The following is a 25,768-nucleotide window of genomic DNA, read 5'->3' as shown; positions in this document are numbered from 1 at the left end:
TTCTGATGTCGCCGTTGCGACATGTCCCACCTGTGCCACGGCGAAACGGTGACACGGCCCGCGCCGGCGACCGAACCTGTGCAGCACCGACGGCACCGCGGGCCGCGTGAACAACAGGACGACGCGACGTGTGCACGACGCGTCCGACGAAGGGCACTGGAGTGAGACGACGCATACGTGTCGCGGCCGCCGTCGCGGCAGGGCTGACCCTGTCCGCGGGCGCCGTGACACCGGTCACGGCAGGACCGGGCGGGCCCACCGCCCCGGCACGGGCGGCCGCACCGGCGGCCGAAGGCGGCGCCACCGTGCGCCTGGTCACCGGTGACCGGGTCACCGTCCGCACGGACGTGAACGGCCGCCGCACCGCCTCGGTGACACCGGGGGAGGGCCGGCGCCACCTCCTCTTCCGCACCGTCGAGGAGGACGGCCACCTCACCGTCCTGCCGTCAGACGCGGCCGGACTCGTCACCGCGGGACGCCTGGACCGGGGCCTGTTCGACGTGACCGCGCTCATCGCCCAGGGCTACCACGAGGCGCACACCGACGCCCTGCCGCTGATCGTCGCCGACGGCGCGGGCGTGCCGGACACCTCGCTGCGCCGCCTCACCGCCCTGGCCGAAGAGGGTTCGCGGGTCCGCCGCCTGGAGACCATCGACGCCGACGCCGTCCGCGTCCCCGCCGACGACCTCGGCACGTTCTGGAAGCGCCTCGCACCCGCCGCCGACGGCGCCGCCCGCGCCGCCGCCGTGCCCCGGGTCTGGCTGGACGGCCGGGTGCGGGCGGCGCTGGACCGCAGCACCGCGCAGATCGGCGCCCCGGAGGTCTGGAAGAACGGCCACCGGGGCGAGGACGTCAAGGTCGCCGTGCTGGACACCGGCGTCGACGCCTCCCACCCCGACCTGGCCGGGCGCATCAGCGAGGCCGAGGACTTCTCCGGCAGCTCCGGCACCGGCGACGCCTTCGGGCACGGTACCCACGTCGCCTCGATCGTCGGCGGTTCCGGCGCGGCCTCCGGCGGCGCCCGCAAAGGCGTGGCGCCCGGCGCGGACCTGTTGATCGGCAAGGTCCTCGGCGACGACGGCTTCGGCACCGCGTCACAGGTCATCGACGGCATGGAGTGGGCCGTCGCGCGCGGCGCCGACGTGGTCAACATGTCGCTGGGCTCCGACACCCCGAGCGACGGCACCGACCCGATGAGCCGCGCCCTCGACGCACTCTCCACGTCCTCCGGCGCGCTGTTCGTCGTCGCCGCGGGCAACGCCGGCCCGGGCCAGGGGACGATCGGTTCCCCCGCCGCGGCGGACGCGGCCCTCACGGTCGGCGCGGTGGACCGAGGCGACTCCCTCGCGGACTTCTCCAGCCGCGGCCCCCGGGCCGGCGACGACGCCGTCAAGCCCGACGTGACCGCCCCCGGCGTCGGCATCGTCGCCGCGCGAGCCGCCGGTACGACGATGGGTCAGGTCGTCGACGCCTCGCACGTGGCCGCCTCCGGCACGTCCATGGCCGCCCCGCACGTGGCGGGCGCCGCCGCTCTGCTCGCGCAGCAGCACCCCGACTGGACGGCGAGCCGCCTCAAGGACGCCCTGACCAGCACCGCCCGCCCGATCGAGGGGCAGCGCGTCACCGAACAGGGCGGGGGACGCATCGACGTAGCCGCGGCGAGCCGCACCCCGGTCCTCGCCACCGCCGGCCTCTCCCTCGGCCGGTACACCGCCGACGACACCGGCACCCGCACGCGCATCGTCCGCTACACCAACGTCTCCGGCCGGGACGTCACCCTCGACGTGCGGACCGCGCTGGCCACCAGCGGCGGCCGGGAGGTCGCCGACGGGGTGCTGACCCCCGCCGCGCGGACCGTCACCGTCCCCGCCGGCGGCACCGCCGACCTGCCGCTCACCGTCGACCCGGCCCGCGCGGAACGGGGCGCCTACTACGGCCATGTGACGGCCACGGCCGCCGACGGCTCGGTCACCGTGCACACCACGGTCAGCCTGGTCGTGCGCGGCCCCGTGCACCGGCTCAAGGTCGTCTCCTACGACAACGACGGCAACCGCGTCGACAGCCTGCCCATGATCTGGGGCGCCGAGGGCTTCGTCGGCTACACCGACCGGGACAACGCCGTCGCCGAGGTCGAGGAGGGCACCTACCAGCTCACCTCCGGCGGCATCGAGCGGACGGACCGCGGCGAGGTGCTCCGTCAGGTCGTCCTGCCCGAGATCAAGGTCACCAAGGACACCACCGTCGTGGTCGACCCGCGCAGGACGGTGAAGGTCGAGATCCGCACACCCGAACCCGCCGAGCAGAGCGGCGTCCTCAGCTACCAGACGTACCGGAAGATCGACGGACACGCCTGGATCGACGGCACGATGTACTTCGACAGCGCCGTCGCGCTCTACGTCAGCCCCACGCCCGAAGTCACCGACGGCACCTTCGAGTTCGCGTCCCGCTGGCAGCTGGCCGCCCCGCTGCTGGACGCCGGCGTGGTCGGTGGCGCGGACCTCGACGCCTTCTACATGCCCGAGTCCCCCCTGTTCGACCAGCGGGGCGAACGGCTCCGGGCGGTGGACGCGGGTGACGCGGACGCACCCGACTTCCGCGGCGCGCGCGGCCGGCTCGCCGTCGTCACCGACGAACAGGGCATCGCGGGGCCGCAGCTCGCCGAACGCGCCGCCCAGGCCGGCGTCCGCGCCGTGCTGGTCGTCCACTTCGACACCAACGGCTGGACCCGCTGGACGCCTCACGGCGACCGCTGGAAGGTGCCCGTCGTGCGCGTCGGCTCCGACGAGGGCGCCGACCTGCTGAAGCGCGTCGCACGGCGCACCACCACGGTCGCGTTCGGCGGCACCGCCCGCAGCCCCTACCTGTACGACGTGATGCAGATCAGCGAGGGACGCATCCCCGACCGCGTGGTGCACACGGTGTCGGAGCGCAACAGCGCCGTCGTGCGGTCCGAGTACGCGGACAACGGCGGTGTGGAGTGGGCCGCCGAGCAGCGGTTCGCCCGGCGCCCGTACCAGGAGTTCACCTGGCTCCAGTACACCCGCCACGTGCCCACCGCGTTCACCCGCACCGAGTACGTCACCTCCGGCACGACCGAGTGGGAGCACATCGTGCACCACCGGACGGTCGGTGACGTCGACTCGCCGCTGAGCACCGGGCTCCGGGACACGCCCCGCACCTACCGCGCCGGCGAGCAGATCCGCGAGCGGTGGCAGGGCGCCGTGGTCCGGCCCGGCATCCCGCTCGAGGGCGTGCCCGCCGGCGTCCGCGAGGGCAACGTGCTGCGACTGCGGATCCCCGAGTTCACCGACTCGGCACCCGGCCACTGGTCCCGTCTCACCCCTGGCGGCGACTCGGGCATCGGCGTACGGGCGCCGGGGCCGGAGACGGCCGCGGCGCAGCTGTACCGCGACGGCCGGAAGGTGGCCGACCTCGCCGACGCCTGGCGTGACGTCGAGGTGCCCGGCGGCGACGCCGAGTACCGGCTGCGCCTGCGCACCACCCGCGACTCCGCGGAGTGGGCGTACGCCACGAAGACCGACACGACCTGGACGTTCCCGTCCGGCACGGTCACCGGCGAGGCACGGCTGCCGCTGCTCCAGGTCGACCCCGAGGTGCCGGCCGACCTGCGCAACACCGTCGGCCCCGGCCGCACCCACACCCTCCGGCTGACGGTCCGCCACCAGGGCGGGCTCGCCGCGCCGCGCGGGGTGCGCACCACGGTCGAGGTCTCCTACGACGACGGCCGGCACTTCGTCGAGGCGCCGGTGCGCGCAGGGAAGGGCAACACCTTCACGGCCACCGTCACCCGGCCGGCCGGCGTCCGCGGTGACGCCCAGGTCACCCTGCGCGTCACCGCGCGTGACGCGTCCGGCGCCTCGGTCCGGCAGACCGTGACCCGGGCCTACGGGCACCGCGGCTGAGCAGGGCGGCGGGAGAGCGGGGTACGGCCGCCCGCTCTCCCGCCGCTTGTTGTACGGTATTCAACCGTTCAGGCGTTTGCATATCGATGTGCGGGGGAGGGCGCCGTGACGCTGGAGGCCGCCGGGGTCACCGGTACCGAGGAGACCGTCTACCGCCTGCTGGTGACGATGGGCCGGGCCACCGCCCGCGAGGTCGCCGACCGGGCCGGTCTGGAGCCCGAGCACACCCGGCACGTGCTGGACGCGCTGGCCGCGAAGAACCTGGTCAGCCAGAGCGACGGACTGCCCCGCGAGTACCGCCCCACCCCGCCCGACGTGGCCCTGCTGCCCCGCCTCAAGCGCCGCGCCGACGCGCTCGACCTGGCCCGCGCCGAGGCCACCGCGCTGCTGGAGTCCTACCGCGAGACCCTGCGCCGCCAGGACCTCGGCCAGCTCATCGAGGTCATCACCGGCGCGGAGGCGCTGCGCCAGCACCTGCGCCAGATCCAGGACGGCGCCCGGGACGAGATGCTGTGGTTCTGCAAGGCGCAGTACGTGGCCATGCCGTCCGGCAGCAACCGCGCCGAGTTCGACGCGCTGGCCCGGGGCGTGCGCTACCGGGTGCTGTACGAGAAGGCGTTCTTCGACGACGAGGGAGCCGTCGATAACGTTGTCCAGGGCGTGAAGGCGGGCGAGATGGCCCGCGCCGTGCCGCATCTCCCGCTGCGCCTCGCGGTCGCGGACCGTGCCATCGCGATCTGCCCGCTGGTACCGGGCGGCCCCGACGGCAGCCCCGAGGAACCCACCTCCGCGCTGGTCCGCGACAGCAACCTGCTGGCCGCGCTGGTCGCGCTCTTCGAGCGGTACTGGGAGGACGCGGTTCCCCTCGACGCCGACGACACGGGCGCCGTCGCCGGCACGGACGCGGCCGGGCCCCCCGACCCGCTCGGCGTCACCGACCGCCGCCTCCTCGCCCTGCTGGTCGCCGGCGTCGCGGACAAGGCGGTGGCCACCCAGATGGGCCTCAGCCGCCGTACGGTCCAACGGCGCATCCAGCGCCTGATGGAACTGGCGGACGCGACGACCCGCATGCAACTCGCCTGGCAGGCGGCGCGGAGGGGGTGGTTGTGAGGGGGCGCCACCCCGCCGGGGAGTGGGTGTGCTCTGCGTCGGGGAGGGGCCGCGTGCCCGTCCTGGCGCCGGGGGCGCAGGCGCACGCCGGAGCGGCCGGGTGATCAGGGCCGAACGGCCCTGGCCGCCCGGCACCGGACGCGTGAGGATCCTGGGGGAACACCTCCGCGCACAGCAAGGAGCATGGCGATGGCGGACGTCGAGCAGCCCGGCCCCGACGAGGGGCCGATCCGGGTCTTCCTCCTGGACGATCATGAGGTGGTCCGGCGCGGGGTGCACGATCTGCTGGACGACGAGCCGGACATCACGGTGGTCGGTGAGGCCGCCACCGTCGAGCAGGCCCTGGTGCGCGTCCCCGCCCTGCGCCCGCGCGTCGCGGTCCTCGACGTCCGGCTGCCCGACGGTGACGGCGTGACCGTGTGCCGTGAACTGCGCTCCCGGATGCCGGACCTCGCGTGCCTGATGCTCACCTCGTTCGACGACGAGGAGGCCCTGCTGGACTCGATCATGGCGGGCGCGTCCGGCTACGTCCTCAAGCAGATCCGAGGCTCGGACCTCGTGGAGGCCGTCCGCACGGTAGCGCGCGGCCAGTCGCTGCTCGACCCGAGCGCCACCACCAAGCTGATGGAGCGCCTGCGCGGCGGCCCGCAGAAGAAGCCGGAGGAGCGGGACGTGCTGCCCGGCCTCACCGAGCGGGAGCGGGAGATCCTCGAGCTGATCGGCGAGGGCCTCACCAACCGCCAGATCGGCCGGCGGCTCTACCTCGCCGAGAAGACGGTGAAGAACCACATCTCCCGCCTGCTCGCCAAGCTCGGCGTGGAGCGCCGGATCCAGGCCGCCGTGATGGCCACCGAGGCCCGGGACCGCCTGCGGCACGACGGCAACGGTCACTGACGTCCGCGGGTCCCGGCCGGACGGCGCCCGGCCGGGACCCACGGCGAGGTCCCGGCGATCAGTCGCGGGCGACCTGCGGCGCGATGTCCTCCGTGAACCGCTCCGCCGGGGCGGCGGCGCGCCGCACCGCGGCAGCCGGGTCGGTGCCGCAGAAGGACGCGTCCAGCGTGGCGCCGAGCGTGGTGTTCACCGTGCCGTTGTTGGAGGTGTTCGCCAGCGACGCCATGCTGCGCCGGCCGTCGCTCGTGGTGAAGGCGTACGTGTAGTAGCCCTGCACGGTGCCGGTGTGCCCGTACACCGTGGTGCCGCAGGACAGCGTCCGCCCGCGCAGCCCCAGCCCGTACGACTGCTTGCCGTCGGCGGTGACCGGGACCATGGTGGTCATCTCCCGCAGCTGCTCCTCGGGCAGCAGCTTCCCCGACAGCAGTGCGGAGAAGAACCGGTTGAGATCCCTGGCGTTCGAGATGACCGCGCCCGCGGACTGCGCCCAGGAGACGGTCTGCTCGGTGGAGTCCACCAGCGGCAGTGTGGTGTCGTCCTGGCGGAGGTAACCGCGCGCGTACGTGCCCGAGATGGTCGTCCGCGGGTGGACGTACGAGGTGTTCCTCAGCCGCAGGGGCGTGAGGATGCGCCGCTGGTAGTGCGTGGCGACCGGTGTGCCCGTCACGTGCTCGATGATCGCGCCCAGGGCGACGAAGTTGGTGTTGGAGTAGCTGTAAGCGGCGCCCGGCGTGTTGTTCAGCGGCTTCGCCGTCGACAGGTCGATCAGCTCCTGGTAGCTGAAGACCTTGTTCCGCACCGCCTCGAAGCCGGGGACGGTGTTGTAGAACATGTCGTTGGTGTAGTCGTACAACCCGCTCCGGTGGCTGAGCAGATGACGGACCGTGATGCGCTCGTCGGGCAGCGGCCGGGGCAGGTAGCGGTTGGCCGGCGCGTCGAGGTCGATCTTGCCCTCGGCGGCGAGTTGCAGCAGCACCACCGTGGTGAACGTCTTGCTGACGCTCCCCACGCGGAACCGCCGCCCGGTGTCCATCGGCGTATGGGCGGCGGTGTCGGCCTCACCGGTGGCGACGTGGTAGCTCCGCGGCCCCTCGTCGATCCGGGTCAGCGCGCCGGGCGCACCCTGGGACAGCGCCGTCCGGTGCACCGCGGCCACGGCGGCGACGTCGGGCGCCGGCAGCGAGGGCGTGGTGGTGTCGGCGAGGGCGGGGGACGCCGCCAGCGTGACGACCAGGGTGGAACCGACGAGCGCGAGGCTCACGTCTTTGATCCGCATCCGCTTCTTTCCTGAGCGTGAGGGGAAGGGACAGGCGCCTGCGGCCGGTCACCTCCTCAACTCCCTTTTCCTGCTGGGTAGTTGACGAAGTTCCATAAGGCCGGGGCGGCAACGTCTGCATCGTAGTGCAGCGGCACCCCGCCACCTCGTCCTTCAACGCGGTGTGGCGGAAACGGCGTTGTCCGTCACCCGGCCGGTCGGACCGGGTAGTGACGGGCCTCCGCAGCCCCGCGCGGCGCCGCCTGCGGCCACACGCGGTCCAGCACCGACGCCGACGGACCGAACAGCTCGGACGGCACCGCGTCCCGGGCGAACCACTCCCAGCGCACGATCTTGTCCGGTTCCGTCACCTCGGGCGTGCCCTCCGCGCCCTCGGCGACCGCGGCGGCCGTCACCCGGGTCAGTCCGCGCAGACCGTCCACCACGACCGCCAGCACCCGCACGGCCGTGGCCGGCACCACCAGCCCGGTCTCCTCCGCCAGTTCCCGCGCCGCCGCCGTCTCGAAGTCCTCGCCCGGGTCCACCTTGCCGCCCGGCAGCTCCCAGCGGCCGTCGTGACCGAGTCCGAGCAGGACGCGGCCGTCGGCGTCGAGGACGGCGACACCGACCCCCGTCAGGCTGTGCGGCGTGGGGCGGGCGCGCTCGGGGCGCTCTGCGGCGAGGTGTCCGGTGCTGTTCACCGGTCCCTTCTACACGGTCAGGGGTCCGCCCCGGTAGGAGGTGACGCACGTCACCGGCTCCGGGCTCGGGCAGGTCGGTGGCGCGGCGGTGACCTGGGTGGAAGGGGATGTTCCGCAGGGGCGTCCGCGAGGGGTGCCCCGCCGCCGCGAAGTCGTGATCGGACCTTTGCACGCCGACCCTTGACGCACGCCGTGGCTGAAAATATCTTTCAGGCTCAAGTGATCGGCCGAAAGTAAATTTCGACACCGGGAGAGTGACGTCCGTGCCCGCCGCAGACGCCGTGGAGAGCGGCCGGTTGCGTGAGCAGCTGGCCACCATGACCACGGAGGCGTACCGCCCGGAGCTGGCGGACATCGACCGCCAGCCCACCCTCGACATCGCCCGCTTCATGAACGCGGAGGACGCCACCGTCACCACGGCCGTCGCCGCCCGGCTGCCGGAGATCGCCGCCGCGATCGACGGCGTCACCGCGCGGATGGCCCGCGGCGGCCGGCTGGTCTACGCCGGCGCCGGCACGGCCGGCCGGCTCGGCGTCCTCGACGCCTCCGAGTGTCCGCCCACCTTCAACACCGACCCCGCACAGGTCGTCGGCCTCGTCGCGGGCGGCCCCACGGCCGTCGTCAGCGCCGTGGAGGGCGCCGAGGACCGCGAGGACGCCGCCCGCGCCGACCTGGACGCCCTGGCCCTCACCGCGGACGACGTGGTCGTCGGCATCTCCGCCTCGGGCCGCACCCCGTACGCCGTCGCGGCCGTACGGCACGCCCGCGCCCTCGGCGCCCTCACGGTAGGGCTGTCCTGCAACGAGGGCAGCGCGCTGGCCGCGGCCGCCGACCACGGCATCGAGGTGGTGGTCGGCCCCGAGATCCTGACGGGCTCCACCCGGCTGAAGGCGGGCACGGCGCAGAAGCTCGTGCTGAACATGATCTCGACGATCACCATGATCAAGCTGGGCAAGACCTACGGGAACCTGATGGTCGACGTGCGGGCCTCCAACGAGAAGCTCAGGGCGCGCGCCCACCGGATCGTCTCCCTCGCCACCGGCGCGCGCGACGAGTCCGTCGAGACCGCCCTCGCCGACAACGACGGCGAGGTCAAGAACTCCATCCTCACCCTCCTGGCGTCCGTGGACGCCCCCACCGCAGCCCGCCTGCTGCAGGACGCCCACGGGCACCTGCGCAAGGCACTCGAAGCCGCAGCCGCCTGACCCGGCCTGCCCCACCTCACAGCAAGGCATGACCGCACCATGAGCGAAGAGAACAAGCATCGCGCCACTGCTGCCGCCATCCTCCCCCTGGTCGGAGGCGCGGCGAACGTGACGTCGGTGGCCCACTGCATGACCCGGCTCCGGCTGGGCCTGCGCGACCGGTCCCTCGTCCAGGAGGAGGCACTCAAGGCACTGCCCGCGGTCATGGGCGTCGTCGAGGACGACACCTACCAGATCGTGCTGGGCCCGGGCACCGTGAACCGGGTGACCCCCGAGTTCGAGGCCCTGGTCGAGGAGGGGCGGGCCGACGCCCGGGAGGAGCCCGCCGCCCCCGCGGGCGGGTCCGACCCCGTGACCGCCGAGGAGCTGGCGGCGCAGGGCGCGGCGCTCCGCGCGGAGCGGAAGGCGAGGAACGCCACCCCGTTCAAGCTGTTCCTGCGGCGCATCGCGAACATCTTCGTGCCGCTCATCCCCGCGCTCATCGGCTGCGGCATCATCGCCGGCCTCAACGGCCTGCTCGTCAACCTGGGCTGGCTGCCCGGCGTCACCCCCGCGCTGGCCGCCATCGCCTCCGGCTTCATGGCGCTGATCGCCGTCTTCGTCGGCTACAACACGGCCAAGGAGTTCGGCGGCACCCCGATCCTCGGCGGCGCCGTCGCGTCGATCATCGTGTACGCCAAGGTGGCCGACGTCGAGGCGTTCGGCCAGCACCTCTCGCCCGGCCAGGGCGGCGTGCTCGGCGCGCTCGCCGCGGCCTGCCTCGGCGTGTACGTCGAGAAGCGGTGCAGGCGCTGGGTCCCGGAGTCCGTCGACGTGCTGGTCACGCCCACCGTCACCGTGCTGGTCTCCGGCCTCGCGACCCTGTTCGGGCTGATGTTCCTCGCCGGTGAGGTGTCGACCTGGATCGGCGACGCCGCCGACTGGCTGCTCGCCCACGGCGGCGCCGGCGCCGGCTTCCTCCTCGGCGGCCTGTTCCTCCCGCTGGTCATGCTGGGCCTGCACCAGGCGCTCATCCCCATCCACACCACGCTGATCGAGGGCTCCGGCTTCACCGTCCTGCTGCCGATCCTCGCCATGGCGGGCGCGGGCCAGGTCGGCGCGGCCCTCGCGATCTACCTCCGCCTGCCCCGCAACACCTCGATCCGCACGACGATCAAGTCCGCGCTGTGGCCGGGCTTCCTGGGGGTCGGCGAGCCGCTGATCTACGGCGTCTCCCTGCCCCTGGGCCGCCCCTTCGTCACCGCCTGCGCGGGCGGCGCCTTCGGCGGCGCGTTCGTCGGCCTGTTCAACCAGCTCGGCACGGACGTCGGCTCCATGGCGATCGGCCCCTCCGGCTGGGCGCTGTTCCCCCTCCTCGACGGCAACCACGGCCTCGCCCGGACGATCGCCGTCTACGCGGCCGGCCTGCTCGTCGGCTATGTGGCGGGCTTCGTGGCGACGTACTGGTTCGGCTTCACGAGGACGATGCTCGAGGAGCTGAACGCGGCCCCCGACGAGCCGGCGCCGGCGGCTCCCGCCCCGGTCGCGGCGGAGGAGCGCGTCGCGGAGAAGGTCTGACCTTCCGGCCGGGAGACCGGCCGCACGGACGGCGCCGGGCCGGCCCCTCCACGGGGGCCGGCCCGGCGCCGTCTCCCACGGGCGTGGGCCGCTCACCGTCCGGCGAGGAAGGTCTCGGACTCGACCCGGGTGAGCTTCTCGGGGTTGCGGACGTAGTAGAGCCGCGTGACCCGGCCGTCCTCCACCCGCGCGGCCAGCACGCCGTCGATCCCGCCGTCGAGGCGCAGGACGAGCGCGGGGTTGCCGTTGACCGTGGTGGCCTCGCCGGTGAGGGTGCCGCCCGCCTTGCCGAGGCTGCCGGCCATGTAGCGGAGCACCCTGTCCGCGCCGACGACCGGCCGCAGAGCCGCCAGCCTGAGACCGCCGCCGTCGCTGACGAAGACGACGTCGGGGGCCAGCACGTCGAGCAGCCCCCGCAGGTCGCCGGTCTCCAGCGCGGAGCGGAACGAGTCCAGGGCCGCCCTGGTCTCCTCCGCGGACACCGGCGTGCGGGGGCGGCGGGCGTCGACGTGCCTCCGCGCCCGGTAGGCCGTCTGGCGTGCCGCGGCGGGCGTCTTGCCGAGGGCGGCGGCGATCATGTCGTAGTCGAAGTCGAAGACCTCGTGCAGGACGAAGACGGCGCGCTCCGTCGGTGAGAGGGTCTCCAGCACGAACAGGAGCGCCAGGGACAGGCTTTCGGCGAGTTCGGCGTCCTCGGCCACGTCCGGCGTGGTGAGCAGGGGTTCGGGCAGCCAGGGGCCCACGTAGGTCTCCTTGCGGCGCTTCAGTGTGCGGAGCCGGTTGAGCGCCTGACGGGTGGTGATCCGCACCAGGTAGGCACGCCGGTCCCGGACCTGTGCCAGGTCGACGTCCGTCCACCGCAGCCAGGTCTCCTGGAGGACGTCCTCGGCGTCCGCGGCGGAGCCGAGCATCTCGTAGGCGACGGTGAACAGCAGGTTCCGGTGGCTGAGGAAGGCCTCGGTCGCGGGGTCGGGGGTGTGGTCGTTCATGTCGGGTGTGCCGCTTTCTCGTGTTCGGCCCGTGACGGAGGCCGTGATGGTCAGGCCGGGACGTTCCGGCGGGGGCCGGAGCCGTCCTCCCGGACCGCCCGGGAACCGGCCTTGCGCGCCCCGGCCACCAGCTGACGGAGGGTGGACCGGCAGGCGATCTCCTTGACGCCGGCGGCCGGCCGGCCACTGAGGTGGAGCGCGTTCACCCGGTCGTCCGGGTACGAGAACTGGGTGACGCCCTCCTCCCGGCCGAGGCTCAGACACTGCCCGGCGAACAGCAGCCGGACGGGTGCCGGGGACTTCCCCGCGATCCGGCGCAGGATGGTGTCGGCGGCTCCCGTGCCCAGCTGCACGGCCGCCTGGCAGCTCATCCGGAACGGCCGGCCCGTGATCACACCGGCGTCCCCCGCGGCGACGATGCGGTCGTCGTCCACGCTGGTCAGCGTCGGGTCCGTGACCAGCCGCCCGTGGGCGTCCGTGCTCAGCCCGCTGCGCGCGGCCAGGTCCGGCACACGGAGCCCCGCGGTCCAGACGGTCACCGCGCCGGTGACGTCGCGGCCGTCGGCGAGCCGTACGGCGTCGCGGGTCACCTCCGTCACCCGCGTCCCGGCGCCTTCGAGGACCCTCACGCCCAGCGCGGCGAGCCGGCGGGCGACCGGACGGCGGCCCCGGGCGTGCAGGGAGGGGCCGAGCACCCCGCCGCAGACCAGGGTGACGTGGCGCCCCGCCCCCGCCAGCTCGGCTGCCGTCTCCACACCGGTCAGGCCCGCCCCCACCACGGTCACCGGGGCTGTCGCGGGCGTCTCGGCCAGCGTCGACCGCAGCCGCCGCGCGCCGTCGAGGTCCGCCACCGTGTGCGCGAACTCCGCGGCCCCGGGCACACCGGGGGCGGAGGCGCCGCTGCCCACCGCGTAGACCAGATGGTCGTAGACGAGGGTGCCGCCGCCGGCCAGGGACACCCGGCGCTCGGCATGCGCGATCAGGGTGGCGGTGTCGACCACCAGACGGACGTTCCTGCCCAGCACCTCCCCGAAGGCCTCCACCGCGTCGTCGGACCCGGTCACCAGCTGGTGCAGGCGGATGCGCTCGACGAAGTCGGGCCGTGGGTTGACCAGCGTCACCGACACGCCCGCCCGGCGCGCCAGCCGGTTGGCGGCCTTGACGCCGCCGTAGCCGCCGCCCAGGACGACGACCTCGATGTTCTCGCTGTTCCTGCTCATGATGTCTCCACTCGTGGAACCGGACTGCGGCATGGAGACACCGGCGGGAGGCCCGGCGTAACACCCGTGGCCGGTGAGGTGGGGGCGGATGCCGTCACGGGCGCCGGCCGGCGTTCCAGGAGCGGAGTTTGTCGGGGTTGACGACGACCCACACCCCTACGGCCTCGGTGCCGGAGGCGTCCAGGCTCAGGACGGCGACCACCCGCCTGCCGTGGCGGACCACGAGTCCCGTGCGCCCGTTGACGGAGTGGGCGGCGAGGGTGGTGTGCGGGCCGCGGTCGAGCAGGCGCAGGAGACCGCGGGCGACCCGGTCACGCCCGTGTACGGGTGCGACAAGCGTCCGGATCTTCCCGCCGCCGTCGAAGAAGGCGGCTGCGTCGGGCGCCAGCAGGGGGAGGAGCAGGTCCACGTCGGCCGCCACGAGGGCACGGCGGACGGCGTGCACCACGGCGTCGTGCTGCCGGAGTGTCGTGGGATTCGCGGCTGCGTGCTGCCGGACGGTCGTGGGTTGTGCGTCGCGGGGCCGGACGACGATGACATCCGGGACAGTGGGGCGGGCGGCACCGGCAGATCCCTCCGGGGGCGGCAGCACGCGCCGGGCCCGGCAGATCCGGCCGAGGCCGGCGGCCAGCCAGGTCAGCGGTACGCGGATGCGCTCCCGCTCGCGGTCGGACAGCGCGTACCACCGCCGGTAGCACTCGTCGACGGCGCTCTCGGCGTCGTCGGCGCTGCCGAGCATGCGGTGGGCGAGGGCGACCAGGTGCCGCCGCTCGTCGAGCAGGTCCGCGAGCGGGGAGCCGTCGTCGACGCGGTTCACATGCGAGAGACCGGACAGCCGGGCCGTCTGTGACACGGAGTCCCTTTCGCCCTATATGTCACACATGGGTCCGCCGCGTGGTCATCGATGCGAAAGGCGACGACGTTCCGCCGGCCCGGCGGCACCGCCTTCCGACGAAAGGACCGGCCATGTTCCACCGTTCCCGCTCTCCCGAACCCACCGTGGTTCTCGTCCACGGTGCCTTCGCCGACTCGACCAGTTGGAACGACGTGGCGCGCGAACTGCGGCGCGAGGGCCACCCCGTGGTGGCCGCCGCGAACCCGCTGCGCGGACTGAGCGGCGACGCCGCGTACGTCCGTGAAGTCCTCGCCGGCGTCGAGGGGCCGGTCGTCCTGGTCGGCCACTCCTACGGCGGATCCGTCATCACCGCCGCGGCGGTGGGCGCGGACAACGTGCGGGCGCTGGTGTACGTCGCCGCGTTCATCCCCGACAAGGGCGAGAGCGCGCTGGACCTGGCGGCGCGCTTCCCGGGCAGCAGCCTCGGCGAGGCACTGCGGCCGACGCCGGTGACGCTGCCGGACGGTTCGCCGGGCATGGAGTTCACCATCGACCAGGCGAAGTTCCCGCACCAGTTCGCGGCGGACGTGCCGGAGGGGGTGGCCCAGCTGATGGCGGTCACCCAGCGTCCGGTGACCGGAGCGGCCCTGGAGGAGCCGGCGCCCGAGCCGGGCTGGCGGACGCTGCCGGCCTGGGCCGTGGTCGCCACGGAGGACCTCAACATCCCCGCGGCAGCGCAGAGTCACATGGCGAAGCGCGCCGGTGCGGAGGTGACGGAGCTGGAGGCGTCACACGCGGCGAGCGTCTCGCATCCGCAGGAGGTCGCGCGGGTGGTGAGGGCGGCGGCTTCGTCGGTGAAGCGGTAAGGGGGCACGTCACGTGCGGTGCCGCCGACCCGCCCCGGGCCGGCGGCACCGCACGTCTTACGGATTGGGTCTCGTGCCGGACAAGTTCGCCGAGTCGAAAGATTTCGATGCGGCAAAGCCGCCGCAACCGAAATTACCGGGACGAATTGACGGACCAACGGATCTCGGCCGCACCCTCAACTTACTGTGTGAGCAGGCATGATGTGGGCGCTCAGTATGCGGGCCGTGCGTGTCGGCCGTGTTAACCGGCCGGTCGCGGCCGAACGTCTCCCCGAAACCGTTTCGTTCGCTCCACGAAACCTGCACGCCCACCTTCTACCTTTGGGAGCGCTCCCATCACGTTTCACCCACAGGATTGGAGTCATCCCCCCATGCACAACTCACGTTTATCCGCCGGTACTTCCCGGCCGGCCGGGCGCCGTCTCTTCCAGGCGTTCCTGATGCTGTTCGCCGTGGTGGCCGGCGCGCTGACGTTCTCGGGCACGGCCCAGGCGCACGGTTCCGTCGTCGGCCCCGCCTCCCGCGCGTACCACTGCTGGGAGGAGTGGGGCAGCGACCACATGAACCCCGCCATGGCGCAGGAGGACCCCATGTGCTGGCAGGCCTACCAGGCCAACCCCAACACCATGTGGAACTGGATGAGCATGCTCCAGGACGGTCTCGGCGGCCAGTTCGAGGCGCGCATCCCGAACGGCAAGCTCTGCAGCAACAACCACTCGAACTTCGAGAGCCTGAACAACCCGGGTCCGTGGAAGACGACGCCCGTCGACGACAACTTCACGGTCCACCTGTACGACCAGGCGTCGCACGGCGCGGACTACTTCAAGGTCTACGTGAGCAAGCAGGGCTTCGACCCGAAGACCGAGGCCCTCGGCTGGGACGACCTGGACTTCATCACCCAGACCGGCCGCTTCGCCCCGGCGAACGACATCACGTTCCCGGTGCGGACCTCCGGCTACTCCGGGCACCACATCGTCTTCACCATCTGGCAGGCCTCGCACCTCGACCAGGCCTACCTGATGTGCAGCGACGTGGACTTCGGCTGAGCCACCCAGCACGGCACAGCACAGCGCACTGAACCGCACGGCGCGGCCCGGACGGGTGGTCCCTCACCCGTCCGGGCCGTCGCCCTGTGCGACCGACGTCAGCGGTGCCGCATCCACACGTTCGGCTCCCGGTACACGCCCTCGTCCGACTCCCGGTCGATGCGCAGCAGGCTGAGGCCCGTGGCCCCCGCCCGCAGGCGAGGGCCACACATCCCGGCACGTGTCACTGCTGCTGCGCCGCAAGCCAGTCTTCGTAGCGCGTCGTCGACAGTTCCGCGTCCGGACCCGGGAGGAGGGTGGACTCGTCCACCGGGGCGCCCGAGTAGCCCGCCTCGGGGTCCGTCACGATCTCCCGTGGGTCGCCCGCGGCGGACAGCGCCGTGCGGAGGGGCTCGGCCAGGAAGAGGGCCTCGGGACCACCGACCTCGACCATGCCGTCGAGAGGCTGGGCGACCGCCGCGCGGCACACCGCCGCCGCCACGTCGTCCGAGGCCATCGGCTGGAACTTCGCCGGGGGCACCCGCACCGTGCCGTCGACCGTCGACAGATCCGCCAGTCCCTTCATGAACTCGAAGAACTGCGTGGCGTGCACGATGGAGTACGGCAGGCCGGAGTCCCTGATCAGGTCCTCCTGCACCTGCTTGGCGCGGAAGTAGCCGCTCTCCTGGAGCCGGTCCGTCCCGACCACGGACAGGGCGACATGGTGGGCCACACCGGCGTCCGACTCCGCCTTGAGGAGGTTGGTGGTCGACGTGCGGAAGAACTCCATGACGGCGTCGTCCGCGAACGACGGCGAGTTCGACACGTCGACGACGACCGACGCGCCGTCCAGGACCTCGGCCAGGCCCTCACCGGTCAGGGTGTTGACGCCGGTGTCGGGCGCGGCCGGCACCGCCTCGTGGCCCTCGGCTTGGAGCCGGCCGACGACCTTCGAGCCGATGAGCCCGGTGCCGCCGATCACTACGACCTTCATGACTGATTCCTTTCACAGGGTTGATGGACGGGGGAGCGGCATGCGCCTGCGCGCTCACTCCTGCAACTTGCCGTCCGTCGGCACCTCCTCCATCAAGGAGGCGATCTCCTCGGGAACGGGCGGGATGCTCTCCCGGGTGATGCCGGTCGCCGGCGACCACACGAGGTTGACCCGCAGTTCTTCCTTCATGTCCGGGTAGTCGCTGCGGTTGTGACAGCCCCGCGTCTCCCGCCGCTCCAGCGCCGCCTCGAGCGTGGCCCGCGCGGCCAGCACCGCCGCCTTGAGGTCGAAGGCGTGCGCGAGGTCCTGGAAGCCGGCGATGTCCGGGTGGACGCCGACGCCCTCCATCCGCTTCTCGATCGCGGCGAGTTCGGCCAGCCCGGTGCGCAGCCCCTCCTCGTCGCGGACGACACCCGCGTGTTCCGTCATCGTGTCGCGGACGGCGCGCTGCAGGGCGCGGACGTTCTCCGGGCCGTCCGCCGCGAGCAGCCCGTCCACTTCCGCCCGCGCCTCGGCGACCGCCGAGGCCGAACGGGGCTGGGCGGCCAGCGACTCGGAGTACGCGGCGGCCGCCCGGCCGGTGATACGGCCGTACACCAGCAGCTCGATCAGGCTGTTGCCGCCGAGCCGGTTGGCGCCGTGCAGACCGCTGGACGCCTCACCGATCGCGTACAGGCCGCGCACGTCGGTGCTGTGGTCCTCCGGGCGCACCCATACCCCGCCCATCGAGTAGTGCGCCGTGGGCGCCACCTCGATCGGGTCCCGGGTGATGTCCAGCATCTGCAGGTCCAGCAGCGTCTGGTACACCCGGGGGAGCCGGCTCATGACGGTCTGCCGGGGCAGGTGGGAGACGTCCAGCCACACCCCGCCCTTCTCCGTGCCGCGGCCCTCCTTGATCTCCGTGTAGGAGGCCAGGGCGACCCGGTCCCGGGTGGACAGTTCCATGCGCTCGGGGTCGTAGCGGCTCATGTACCGCTCGCCGAGCGCGTTGCGCAGGATGCCGCCCTCGCCGCGCGCGGCCTCGCTGACGAGGGTGCCGGCCGCGTTCTCCGGCTCGATGATCCCGGACGGGTGGAACTGCACCAGCTCCGGGTCGCGCAGCCGCGCCCCCGCCTCCACGGCGAGCCGGAAGGAGTCCCCGGTGTTCTCGTCCCGCCGTGACGACGTGCGCCGCCAGATCCGCGTGTGCCCGCCCGCCGCGAGGATCACCGCGTCGGCGTGCACCCGGTAGCGCGTGCCGTCCTTCAGATCGAAGCCGTACGCCCCGAACACCGCGCCCTCGTGGGTGAGGATCCGCGTGATGTACACGCCCTCCAGCACCGGTATCCGCAGCTGTTCCGCGCGCCGGACGAGGGTGCGCTGGATCTCCAGGCCCGTGTAGTCGCCGGCGAAGGCGGTGCGGCGGAACTTGTGCGCGCCGAAGAAGCGCTGCGAGATACGGCCGTCCTGCTCCCGCGCGAAGGCCATGCCGTAGCGCTCCAGGTCGTCGATGCCCCGGGCGGCGCCCCGGGTGACGATCTCGGTGGTGCGGGGGTCGCCCAGCAGGTAGCTCTCCTTGAGCGTGTCCGCCGCGTGCTGCTGCCAGCTGTCCTCGGGGTCCATCGTGGCCAGGGCCGCATTGATGCCGCCCGCGGCGAGCGAGGTGTGCGCGTCGTCCTTGGGGCGCTTGCCGACCGCGAGGACGTCGACACCGGCCTCGGCCAGTTCGACGGACGCCCGCAGGCCGGCCCCGCCGGTGCCGATGACCAGCACCGTGGTGGAAAGGCGTTGTTCGGTGGCAGCCACGATTGCTCCGATCGTCGAGGTGACTCACCGACTACGACCGGACGGCCGCACGCCTTGTGACACCTCGACGCCGCGCGGGTACCTCCCAGCATGCGCCCCGCACGCGGGGCGGGCGACCGGGCGCGGAAGCCGACGCACCCGTCGTCGGCGACCGGACGACGGGTACGACGGGGGATCCGGTCCCGCACTCACTCCGGCAGCGGGGCGGGTGCGGCGATCCGCCGCACCGTGGTCACCACCGTCGGCACGGTCGTCACCGTCACGTCCTCCGTGATCAGCCGCTGCACCGGACAGCGCCCGGCGACCTTCAGCAGCCGCTCCACCTGGGTCGGGTCGAGCTCGCCGGTCAGCCGGACGTGCTTGACGATCTGCCCGCGCGGCCCGAACCGCGCGTCGACGACGACATGGCCGAGCGACCAGCCCTGGCGTGCCGCGTACGCGCGGACCGCCATCGACGTGCACGAGGCGAGCGCCGCCAGCAGCAGCTCTCCGGGGGTGGGTCCGGTGTCCGCGCCGAGCGGTTCGGGTTCGTCCGCGGTCAGCTGATGCGGCCCGACCGTGACGGTACGGGCCAGGCGCCCGCCCTCACGGACGGACACGGTGCGTCCGGTCATGATGCTGCCTCTCGGTGGGTCCTGCGGGTCACCCACCAGACCGCGACGATCACGCGGTTGTGACACACGGCTGCGGGACCGGGCCGTCAGGCGCTCAGCGACGTCACGTACGGCGACAGCTTCTCCGGGTTCATCACCCACATGATGCGGTGGATGCCGTCCTCGGACGCGTCGACCGAAAGCAGCGCCACCGGGTCCCCGCCGGCAGTGACGAGGACGGCGGGGCTGCCGTTCGCCTCCACCCACCGGGTCCCGGCCGGCGGCCAGAAGCGCGGCGCGAACGCGGCCAGGTACTTCGAGACGCGCAGGCGCCCGACCACCGGGATGCGCGAGGCGCCGCGGATCCCGCCGCCGTCGGCGTAACTGACCACGTCGGCGGCCAGCACCTTCTCCAGCACCCGCATGTCGCCGGTCTGCGCCGCCGCGAGGAACACCTCCAGCAGCCGCCGGTGGTCGGCCGGACTGACCGGCTCCTTGCGCTCGGCCGACAGATGCTTGCGGGCGCGGCTCACCAGCTGCCGGGTGTTCGGCTCACTCGTCTCGAGGATCTCCGCGACCTGCTTGTACGGGTAGTCGAACGCCTCCCTCAGCACGTACGCGGCCCGCTCCACCGGGTTCAGCTTCTCCAGCAGGAGCAGCACCGCCATCTCCAGCGCCTCGGCGCGCTCCGCGCCCAACTGGGGGTCGTGCCGGGTGTCGACCGGCTCGGGCAGCCACGGTCCGACGTACGACTCGCGCCGCACGCGCGCGGACTGCGCCACGTTGATGGCGAGGCGCGCGGTGATCGTGGTGAGGAAGGCGGCCGGTTCCTTGACGCCGGAGCGGTCGGTGTTCTGCCACCGCACCCAGGTCTCCTGCAGGACGTCCTCCGCCTCCGCGGCACTGCCGAGCACCCGGTACGCGATCCCGAACAGCTGCGGACGGGCCGCCAGGAAATCGTCCGTCGCCCGGTCCAGGGATTCGGATGCGTCCCGAGCGTCCATGGTCGCCCCTTCCGGCTCCGCGCTCACCATGCTACAAGCCGCCTCCCTCACGCGCGTCCGGGAGCCGAACGGGCCCGCGGCCCTGTACGTGCACGGTACAACGAGGCCGTCCGGCTCCCCTGGTCAGCCCTCCTGTCCGTACCGGGCACGGGCCCGGGCGACCGTTTCCGGGGGCACCGCGCCCGTCCGGGCCAGCTGGTCCAGGGCCGCCACCGCGATCGACGCCGGGTCGACGCCGAAGTGGCGCCGGACCGCCTCGCGGGTGTCGCTCAGGCCGAAACCGTCCGTGCCGAGGGACGCGTAGTCCTGCTCGACCCACTGGCCGATCTGGTCCGGGACCTGCCGCATCCAGTCGCTGACGGCCAGCACGGGACCCGGAGCCCCGGCGAGCGCCCGCGTCACGTACGGGACGCGCTCCTCGCCGCGCAGCCGCGCCTCGTCGGCCCGCAGCGCGTCACGCCGCAGCTCCGTCCAGGAGGTCACCGACCACACATCGGCCCGCACACCGCACTCGGCGGCCAGCAACTCCTGTGCCTCCAGCGCCCAGTGGACCGCCGTCCCGGACGACAGCAGCTGGACCCGGGGGCCGGCGTCCGGTGACGGCGCCGCCCGGAACCGGTAGATGCCCCGCAGGATGCCCTCCTCCACCGAGGGCCCGGGCGGCATGGGCGGCTGCCGCTTCGGCTCGTTGTACACGGTCAGGTAGTAGAAGACGTCCTCGGGCCGCTCGCCGTACATGCGCCGCATCCCCTCCCGGACGATCACCGCGATCTCATGGGCGAACGCCGGGTCGTAGGAGATCGCCGCGGGGTTGGTGGACGCCAGCAGATGCGAGTGCCCGTCGGCGTGCTGGAGGCCCTCGCCCGTCATCGTGGTGCGCCCGGCCGTCGCCCCGACGACGAACCCGCGCCCCAACTGGTCGGCCAGCGCCCAGAACTGGTCGCCGGTGCGCTGGAAGCCGAACATCGCGTAGAAGACGTACACCGGGATCATCGGCTCGCCGTGCGTGGCGTACGAGGTGGCGGCGGCCGTGAACTCGGCCACCGAGCCCGCCTCGGTGATGCCCTCGTCGATGAGCTGCCCGTCAGCGGCCTCCCGGTAGCTCAGCAACTGGCCTGCGTCCACCGGCTCGTAGGTCTGTCCCCCGGGGGCGTAGATGCCGGCCGTCGGGAACAGGGACTCCATGCCGAAGGTGCGGGCCTCGTCCGGGACGATCGGCACCCAGCGGCGCCCCGTCGCCTTGTCGCGCATCAGGTCCTTGACCAGCCGGACCAGCGCCGTGGTGGTCGCCACCTCCTGCGTGCCGGACCCCTTGTGCAGCGCCGCGAAGGCGGCGCGCGGCGGCTGCGGCAGCGGGCCCGCCACGACCCGCCGCTCCGGCACCGGGCCGCCCAGCGCCGAGCGCCGCTCCCGCAGGTACCGCACCTCGGGCGCGTCCTCACCGGGGTGCCAGAAGGGCACCTCGTCCCCGTCCAGGGCGCTGTCGGGGATCGGCAGCTCCAGCCGGTCGCGCAGGTCGCGGAACTGCTGCCGGCTCAGCTTCTTCATCTGGTGGTTGGCGTTGCGCGAGGCGAACTCCGGGCCCAGCGTGTGGCCCTTGACCGTCTGCACCAGGACGACGGTGGGCGCGCCCCGGTGCTCGACCGCGCTGCGGTAGGCGGCGTACACCTTGAGCGGCTCGTGTCCGCCGCGCGAGGCGCCGAACAGTCCGGTCAGGGCCGCGTCGTCGAGCCCGGCGGCCACTCCGGAGAGGGTGTCGCCGGTGAAGAAGTGCTCCCGGACGTAGGCCGCGTCGCGTGCCGCGTACGTCTGGAGCTGCGCGTCCGGCACCTCACCGAGCCGGCGCACCAGGGAGCCGTCGGCGTCCTGCCGGAACAGGGCGTCCCACGCCTCGCCCCACAGCGACTTGACGACGTTCCAGCCCGCCCCGCGGAACCGCGACTCCAGCTCCCGCACGATCTGCGCGTCGGGCCGCACGGGACCGTCCAGCTTCTGCAGATTGCAGTTGACGACGAAGGTGAGGTTGTCCAGGCCCTCACGGGCCGCGAGCGCCAGCGCCGCCGTCGACTCGGGCTCGTCCATCTCACCGTCGCCGAGGAAGGCCCACACCCGGGAGCCGGACGTGTCCTTGATGCCCCGCGCGTGCAGATAGCGGTTGAACCGCGCCTGGTGGATCGCGGCGAGCGGCCCGAGCCCCATGGACACGGTCGGGAACTCCCACAGCCAGGGCAGCCGCCGCGGATGCGGGTACGAGGGCAGCCCGTGACCGCCCGCCTCCCGCCGGAAGTTCGTCAGGTGCTGCTCGTCGAGCCGCCCTTCGAGGAAGGCGCGCGCGTAGATGCCCGGTGTGGCGTGTCCCTGTACGAACAGCTGGTCGCCGGAGCCGTCGCCGTCCTTGCCGCGGAAGAAGTGGTTGAACCCGGTCTCGTAGAGCCAGGCGGCGGAGGCGTACGTGGAGAGATGGCCGCCCAGTCCGAGACGGGCGCCGCGGCTCACCATCGCCGCCGCGTTCCACCGGTTCCACGCGGTGACACGGGACTCCAGGGCCAGGTCGCCGGGAAAGTCCGGCTGCGCCCACGCCGGCACGGTGTTGACGGGGTCGGTGGTGAGCAGCCCGGGCACCGCGAGACCTGACCGGGCGGCGTGCTCGTGCACGCGGCGCAGCAGGTACACGGCCCGGTCCGGGCCGGCGTTCCGCACGACGGCGTCGAGGGACGCCCGCCACTCCGCGGTCTCCTCGGCGTCACGGTCGGGCAGCTGGTCGAGCTCGCTCACCGCGGCGGGCTCCGGGAGCCGGGACGGGTCACTCATGGCGCTTTCCTTCGGTCACACAGGGGAGGGCGCGGGGGACACGCCCGGGCGGCCGCCCGCCCCGTCGCCGGGGCGTCCGGCCGCTCACCCCGTACGACCGGGCCGGACGCGGCCCTGTGACAGGCCGGGGAGTGACGCTCGTTACATCCCCGGCCGCCGAAGGCGTGGGCTGTCACGGATCGGAGGGCTGTCCGGTCGGTGGGAGGAACGCGACCGCGTCGACCGAGTGACAGGAGAGGACGAACGATGAGTGGCTCGGGTCCGCACGACCTCCCCCGGCCCGTGACAGCACCGCCGGGGACCGCCCCGCGGTGGTGTCGCCCCGCCCGCCTCACGGGGGCCGTACGGTGAGCACCGTCGCGTTCGTCAACGTCGCCCTGCGCGGCCACATCAACCCGACGCTGCCCGTCGTCGCCGAGCTGGTGCGCCGCGGCCACACCGTCACCTACCACACGACCGCCGCGTTCGAGCCGGACGTGGCCGCCGCCGGCGCCACCGTGTTCCGGTACCCCGGGGACGGCCCGCCCCTCGCCGGTCCGCCGACGCCCGTCACCCTGCTGGAACAGCTCGCCCGCACCGCCCTGGAGACGCTGCCGTCCGTGCTGTCCGACCTGCGGCTCGCACGGCCCGACGTGGTCGTGCACGGCGCCGCGTGCCCCTGGGGGCCGGTCACCGCGGCCGAACTCGGTGTGCCCGCCGTGTCGTTGTTCACCACCATGGCGTTCGGGCGCCGGGTGCCCAGCCCCGCCCGCGCCTCCCGGACCCTGCTGGCCGAGGCGCTCACGCGTCCCCGCAGCCTCCTCGGCTACGTCCGCGCGCGCCTGCTGCTCGCCCGCCGGTACCGCACCCGGGGGCTGCCCCTCGTCGACCTGGTGAACACGCGTCAGCCGCTCAACCTGGTCTTCACCTCCCGCGCCTTCCAGCCCGAGGCCGGCACCTTCGACCGCGCGTACCGGTTCGTCGGCCCCAGCGTCGGCGCCCGGCCGGGAGACCCGTCGTTCCCGTTCGACACCCTTCGGCCGCCCGTGCTGTACGTCTCCCTGGGCACGGTGTTCGACGCCGGACCGTCGGTGCTGCGCGCCTTCGCCACCGCCCTGGCACCGCTCGGCGGCACCGTCGTCGTCGCCACCGGAGGAACCGATCCCGCCGCGCTCGGCGCGCTCCCGCACGACGTGGTCGCCCGCCGGTTCGTCCCGCAGCCCGAACTGCTGGAACGCGCCGCCCTGTTCGTGACGCACGGGGGCATGAACAGCGTCAACGAGGCGCTGTACGCGGGCGTGCCCGTCCTGGTCGTACCGCAGGGCGCCGACCAGCCCCAGGTGGCGCGCAGGGTCACGGAACTCGGCGCCGGGCTGACCGTCCGCCCCGAGGACGCCACCGAGGCCGTCGTGCACACCTTGGCCCGCCGCCTGCTCACCGAGCCACGCTTCCGCGAGGCGGCCACGGCCCTGCGCGCCGAACAGCGTCGGCCGGGCGGACACCTCCGCGCCGCCGACGAGATCGAAGGCCTCCTGCGCCGCACCGGACCCCACGAGAAGCGGGAGGACTGACCCGTGCCGTCCGTCGTCGTCGCCCTCGTGCTGCTCGCCGGGCTGTCCGAGGCCGCCGGGCGCATCCTGCCCCTGGTCGCCCGCCGCCCCCGGGTGTCGCCGCCCGTCGTGGCCGGGCTGCTGCTCACCGGCACCGCCGTCGAGAGCGCCGTCATCGCCCTGTGGCCGCTGACCGCGTTCACCCTCGCGGAGCTGCTGCCGTACGCCACCGCCTCCGGGGCCGCGCCCGGATGGACCGCAGGACAGGTCGCCCCGATGCTGCTCGGCGCCGTCATCGCGTTCCCGCTGCTCGGCCCCGCCCTTCACCTGATGCTGCTGACCGGGGTCGGCGCCGGACTGGCCGGTCCCGTCGCCGCCGCGAGCGGCGTGGGCGGCTGGTCCGCCGCGGCCTGCGTGGCCGCCGCCGGGGTCGGGCTCGCCGCCGCCGTCGAGGCCGTACGACGCCTCGTCGGCCGGATCGGCACCACCGGGACACGGAGGCGGACGGCATGACCTGGTTCCCGCTCGTCGCCCTCGTCCTGGGCCCCGTCCTCCTCGTCGAGGCGCTGCTCGCCCGCTACGAGGTGATGCTCTACACCGCCGGCTGGCGCACCCCCGCGGCCGACCTCCCGCCCGGCGTGCCCTACGCCCGCGGAGCCGGTCCCGACCGACCGCCTGCCGCGTACCTCGTCTACCTCGACGGCATAGGCAAGCGGCGCTTCACCGACACCCGCGACGGCGGACAGCTCGTCAAGGCGCTCATCGCCGCCGCGCCCGACCTGCGGGTGCTGGGGCAGGTGCAGCCGTACTCGCCGCTGGCCGCGCCGCTCGCCGACCGGCCGGTGTGGGTGCGGATCCGCCGGCACGCCGGACTGCTGCTGTTCCTGCACAACGTCATGCAGATCTTCGTCGCCGCCGACCGCCGCTACCGACCCCTCTACAACCGCGCCGTCGGCGCCCAGATCGCCGGCCAGCTGCGACGCGCCGGGTACCGCCCGGACAGCGGCATCCCCGTCGTGCTGCTCAGCTACAGCGGCGGCGCGCAGGTCGCCACCGGCGCGGTCCCCGAACTTCACGCCCGGCTCGGCGCGCCGCTGCTGCTGATCACGCTCGGCGGCTTCCACAACGGCGCCAACGACCTCACCCACGCCCTGCACCTGCACCAGCTCACCAGCGCCCACGACCGTATCGAACGGGTCGGCACCTGGCTCTTCCCGCAACGGTGGCGGCTGCTGAGCGGCAGCGGCTGGAACCGGGCCCGGCGCGCCGGGAAGGTCACCGTGCACCGCATGGACCCCGCCACCCACCTGGGCCGCCGCAGCTACATCAGCCCGCACTCCCACCGGCCCGACGGCCGCAGCCACCTGGAGCACACCACCGACACCGTGCTCGCGCTCGTCCGCACGGTCACCGCGACCGACGCGCCGCCCTGAGCCGAGGTGGCCGACGGGAGGCCGGCGGGAAAAGGAACG

The 25,768-nt window shown here is 73.5% G+C and carries 20 protein-coding genes; 10 read left to right on the top strand and 10 right to left on the bottom strand.

Annotation, left to right across the window (positions count from 1 at the left end):
* The first annotated feature begins 161 nt into the window (after positions 1 to 161).
* The 3 genes from MTR79_RS18770 to MTR79_RS18760 all read left to right on the top strand — a co-directional run bounded on the left by MTR79_RS18770 (position 162) and on the right by MTR79_RS18760 (position 5,927).
* Positions 162 to 3,923: a S8 family serine peptidase gene (locus MTR79_RS18770; RefSeq protein ID WP_244791410.1), complete on the top strand. Its 3,762-nt coding sequence runs from the start codon at positions 162 to 164 to the stop codon at positions 3,921 to 3,923.
* A 105-nt stretch (positions 3,924 to 4,028) separates the two neighbouring features.
* The gene (locus MTR79_RS18765) at positions 4,029 to 5,033 is read left to right on the top strand and encodes a helix-turn-helix domain-containing protein (protein WP_189365739.1); all 1,005 of its coding nucleotides are present in this window, start codon (positions 4,029 to 4,031) and stop codon (positions 5,031 to 5,033) included.
* A 189-nt stretch (positions 5,034 to 5,222) separates the two neighbouring features.
* Positions 5,223 to 5,927 (top strand): response regulator transcription factor, encoded by a 705-nt coding sequence (locus MTR79_RS18760; protein WP_048458356.1) that lies wholly within the window; start codon positions 5,223 to 5,225, stop codon positions 5,925 to 5,927.
* A 58-nt stretch (positions 5,928 to 5,985) separates the two neighbouring features.
* Here MTR79_RS18760 and MTR79_RS18755 read toward each other — a convergent pair whose 3' ends face one another.
* Positions 5,986 to 7,203 (bottom strand): serine hydrolase domain-containing protein, encoded by a 1,218-nt coding sequence (locus MTR79_RS18755; protein ID WP_189365738.1) that lies wholly within the window; start codon positions 7,201 to 7,203, stop codon positions 5,986 to 5,988.
* Between the two features lie 185 nt (positions 7,204 to 7,388).
* The gene (locus MTR79_RS18750; RefSeq protein ID WP_122213199.1) at positions 7,389 to 7,883 is read right to left on the bottom strand and encodes an NUDIX domain-containing protein; all 495 of its coding nucleotides are present in this window, start codon (positions 7,881 to 7,883) and stop codon (positions 7,389 to 7,391) included.
* A gap of 254 nt (positions 7,884 to 8,137) precedes the next feature.
* Between MTR79_RS18750 and murQ the strand changes: the two genes are divergently transcribed.
* On the top strand, positions 8,138 to 9,088 hold the full coding sequence (gene murQ, locus MTR79_RS18745; RefSeq protein ID WP_280518340.1) for an N-acetylmuramic acid 6-phosphate etherase: 951 nt from the start codon (positions 8,138 to 8,140) through the stop codon (positions 9,086 to 9,088).
* Between the two features lie 39 nt (positions 9,089 to 9,127).
* Entirely contained in the window at positions 9,128 to 10,645 is a 1,518-nt protein-coding gene (locus MTR79_RS18740) for a PTS transporter subunit EIIC (RefSeq protein ID WP_244791408.1), read from the top strand.
* A 92-nt stretch (positions 10,646 to 10,737) separates the two neighbouring features.
* Here MTR79_RS18740 and MTR79_RS18735 read toward each other — a convergent pair whose 3' ends face one another.
* The 3 genes from MTR79_RS18735 to MTR79_RS18725 form a co-directional block, all read right to left on the bottom strand.
* Positions 10,738 to 11,634, bottom strand: a complete 897-nt coding sequence (locus MTR79_RS18735) for an RNA polymerase sigma-70 factor (RefSeq protein ID WP_048458360.1) — start codon at positions 11,632 to 11,634, stop codon at positions 10,738 to 10,740.
* A 50-nt stretch (positions 11,635 to 11,684) separates the two neighbouring features.
* Positions 11,685 to 12,854 carry an FAD-dependent oxidoreductase gene (locus MTR79_RS18730; RefSeq protein ID WP_244791406.1) on the bottom strand — a complete coding sequence of 390 codons (1,170 nt, stop codon included), beginning with the start codon at positions 12,852 to 12,854 and terminating at the stop codon, positions 11,685 to 11,687.
* A 94-nt stretch (positions 12,855 to 12,948) separates the two neighbouring features.
* The gene (locus MTR79_RS18725; RefSeq protein WP_244791404.1) at positions 12,949 to 13,707 is read right to left on the bottom strand and encodes an RNA polymerase subunit sigma; all 759 of its coding nucleotides are present in this window, start codon (positions 13,705 to 13,707) and stop codon (positions 12,949 to 12,951) included.
* A gap of 113 nt (positions 13,708 to 13,820) precedes the next feature.
* Between MTR79_RS18725 and MTR79_RS18720 the strand changes: the two genes are divergently transcribed.
* On the top strand, positions 13,821 to 14,555 hold the full coding sequence (locus MTR79_RS18720) for an alpha/beta hydrolase (protein ID WP_244791402.1): 735 nt from the start codon (positions 13,821 to 13,823) through the stop codon (positions 14,553 to 14,555).
* 440 nt (positions 14,556 to 14,995) lie between these two features.
* Positions 14,996 to 15,601, top strand: a complete 606-nt coding sequence (locus MTR79_RS18715) for a lytic polysaccharide monooxygenase (protein ID WP_189365822.1) — start codon at positions 14,996 to 14,998, stop codon at positions 15,599 to 15,601.
* Between the two features lie 223 nt (positions 15,602 to 15,824).
* On the opposite strand, the gene MTR79_RS18710 is transcribed toward MTR79_RS18715, so the two are convergent.
* The 5 genes from MTR79_RS18710 to aceE form a co-directional block, all read right to left on the bottom strand.
* Positions 15,825 to 16,574: an SDR family oxidoreductase gene (locus MTR79_RS18710; protein ID WP_244791400.1), complete on the bottom strand. Its 750-nt coding sequence runs from the start codon at positions 16,572 to 16,574 to the stop codon at positions 15,825 to 15,827.
* 54 nt (positions 16,575 to 16,628) lie between these two features.
* On the bottom strand, positions 16,629 to 18,359 hold the full coding sequence (locus MTR79_RS18705; RefSeq protein ID WP_244791397.1) for an FAD-dependent oxidoreductase: 1,731 nt from the start codon (positions 18,357 to 18,359) through the stop codon (positions 16,629 to 16,631).
* A 188-nt stretch (positions 18,360 to 18,547) separates the two neighbouring features.
* Positions 18,548 to 18,973 (bottom strand): OsmC family protein, encoded by a 426-nt coding sequence (locus tag MTR79_RS18700; RefSeq protein ID WP_244791395.1) that lies wholly within the window; start codon positions 18,971 to 18,973, stop codon positions 18,548 to 18,550.
* Positions 18,974 to 19,059: 86 nt separating this feature from the next.
* Positions 19,060 to 19,956 carry an RNA polymerase sigma-70 factor gene (locus MTR79_RS18695; RefSeq protein ID WP_244791393.1) on the bottom strand — a complete coding sequence of 299 codons (897 nt, stop codon included), beginning with the start codon at positions 19,954 to 19,956 and terminating at the stop codon, positions 19,060 to 19,062.
* Between the two features lie 123 nt (positions 19,957 to 20,079).
* Positions 20,080 to 22,767, bottom strand: a complete 2,688-nt coding sequence (aceE, locus tag MTR79_RS18690; protein WP_244791390.1) for a pyruvate dehydrogenase (acetyl-transferring), homodimeric type — start codon at positions 22,765 to 22,767, stop codon at positions 20,080 to 20,082.
* Positions 22,768 to 23,114: 347 nt separating this feature from the next.
* On the opposite strand from aceE, the gene MTR79_RS18685 reads away from it, so the two are divergent.
* From MTR79_RS18685 to MTR79_RS18675, 3 genes are read left to right on the top strand one after another with little or no spacing between them, the layout of a single operon-like run.
* Positions 23,115 to 24,317 (top strand): macrolide family glycosyltransferase, encoded by a 1,203-nt coding sequence (locus tag MTR79_RS18685; protein WP_244791388.1) that lies wholly within the window; start codon positions 23,115 to 23,117, stop codon positions 24,315 to 24,317.
* Between the two features lie 3 nt (positions 24,318 to 24,320).
* Entirely contained in the window at positions 24,321 to 24,809 is a 489-nt protein-coding gene (locus MTR79_RS18680; protein ID WP_189365728.1) for a hypothetical protein, read from the top strand.
* Positions 24,806 to 25,729, top strand: a complete 924-nt coding sequence (locus MTR79_RS18675) for a hypothetical protein (RefSeq protein WP_244791387.1) — start codon at positions 24,806 to 24,808, stop codon at positions 25,727 to 25,729. The genes MTR79_RS18680 and MTR79_RS18675 overlap by 4 nt, the downstream gene beginning before the upstream one ends.
* Positions 25,730 to 25,768 lie beyond the last annotated feature (39 nt).

The organism is Streptomyces sp. BJ20 (genome assembly GCF_022869105.1).
In the GTDB taxonomy this organism is placed as follows: domain Bacteria; phylum Actinomycetota; class Actinomycetes; order Streptomycetales; family Streptomycetaceae; genus Streptomyces; species Streptomyces griseoincarnatus.
Note: the sequence above shows the minus strand (reverse complement) of the source record. Positions and strands in the feature narration are given on the sequence as shown.

What these genes read in the sequence shown, in the direction of transcription:
- MTR79_RS18760 (WP_048458356.1), top strand. Translation starts at nt 5,223, where the DNA reads ATGGCGGACGTCGAGCAGCCCGGCCCCGACGAGGGGCCGATCCGGGTC.
- MTR79_RS18755 (WP_189365738.1), bottom strand. Translation starts at nt 7,203, where the DNA reads ATGCGGATCAAAGACGTGAGCCTCGCGCTCGTCGGTTCCACCCTGGTC.
- MTR79_RS18740 (WP_244791408.1), top strand. Translation starts at nt 9,128, where the DNA reads ATGAGCGAAGAGAACAAGCATCGCGCCACTGCTGCCGCCATCCTCCCC.
- MTR79_RS18735 (WP_048458360.1), bottom strand. Translation starts at nt 11,634, where the DNA reads ATGAACGACCACACCCCCGACCCCGCGACCGAGGCCTTCCTCAGCCAC.
- MTR79_RS18730 (WP_244791406.1), bottom strand. Translation starts at nt 12,854, where the DNA reads ATGAGCAGGAACAGCGAGAACATCGAGGTCGTCGTCCTGGGCGGCGGC.
- MTR79_RS18720 (WP_244791402.1), top strand. Translation starts at nt 13,821, where the DNA reads ATGTTCCACCGTTCCCGCTCTCCCGAACCCACCGTGGTTCTCGTCCAC.
- MTR79_RS18715 (WP_189365822.1), top strand. Translation starts at nt 14,996, where the DNA reads ATGCTGTTCGCCGTGGTGGCCGGCGCGCTGACGTTCTCGGGCACGGCC.
- MTR79_RS18710 (WP_244791400.1), bottom strand. Translation starts at nt 16,574, where the DNA reads ATGAAGGTCGTAGTGATCGGCGGCACCGGGCTCATCGGCTCGAAGGTC.
- MTR79_RS18700 (WP_244791395.1), bottom strand. Translation starts at nt 18,973, where the DNA reads ATGACCGGACGCACCGTGTCCGTCCGTGAGGGCGGGCGCCTGGCCCGT.
- MTR79_RS18695 (WP_244791393.1), bottom strand. Translation starts at nt 19,956, where the DNA reads ATGGACGCTCGGGACGCATCCGAATCCCTGGACCGGGCGACGGACGAT.
- aceE (WP_244791390.1), bottom strand. Translation starts at nt 22,767, where the DNA reads ATGAGTGACCCGTCCCGGCTCCCGGAGCCCGCCGCGGTGAGCGAGCTC.
- MTR79_RS18675 (WP_244791387.1), top strand. Translation starts at nt 24,806, where the DNA reads ATGACCTGGTTCCCGCTCGTCGCCCTCGTCCTGGGCCCCGTCCTCCTC.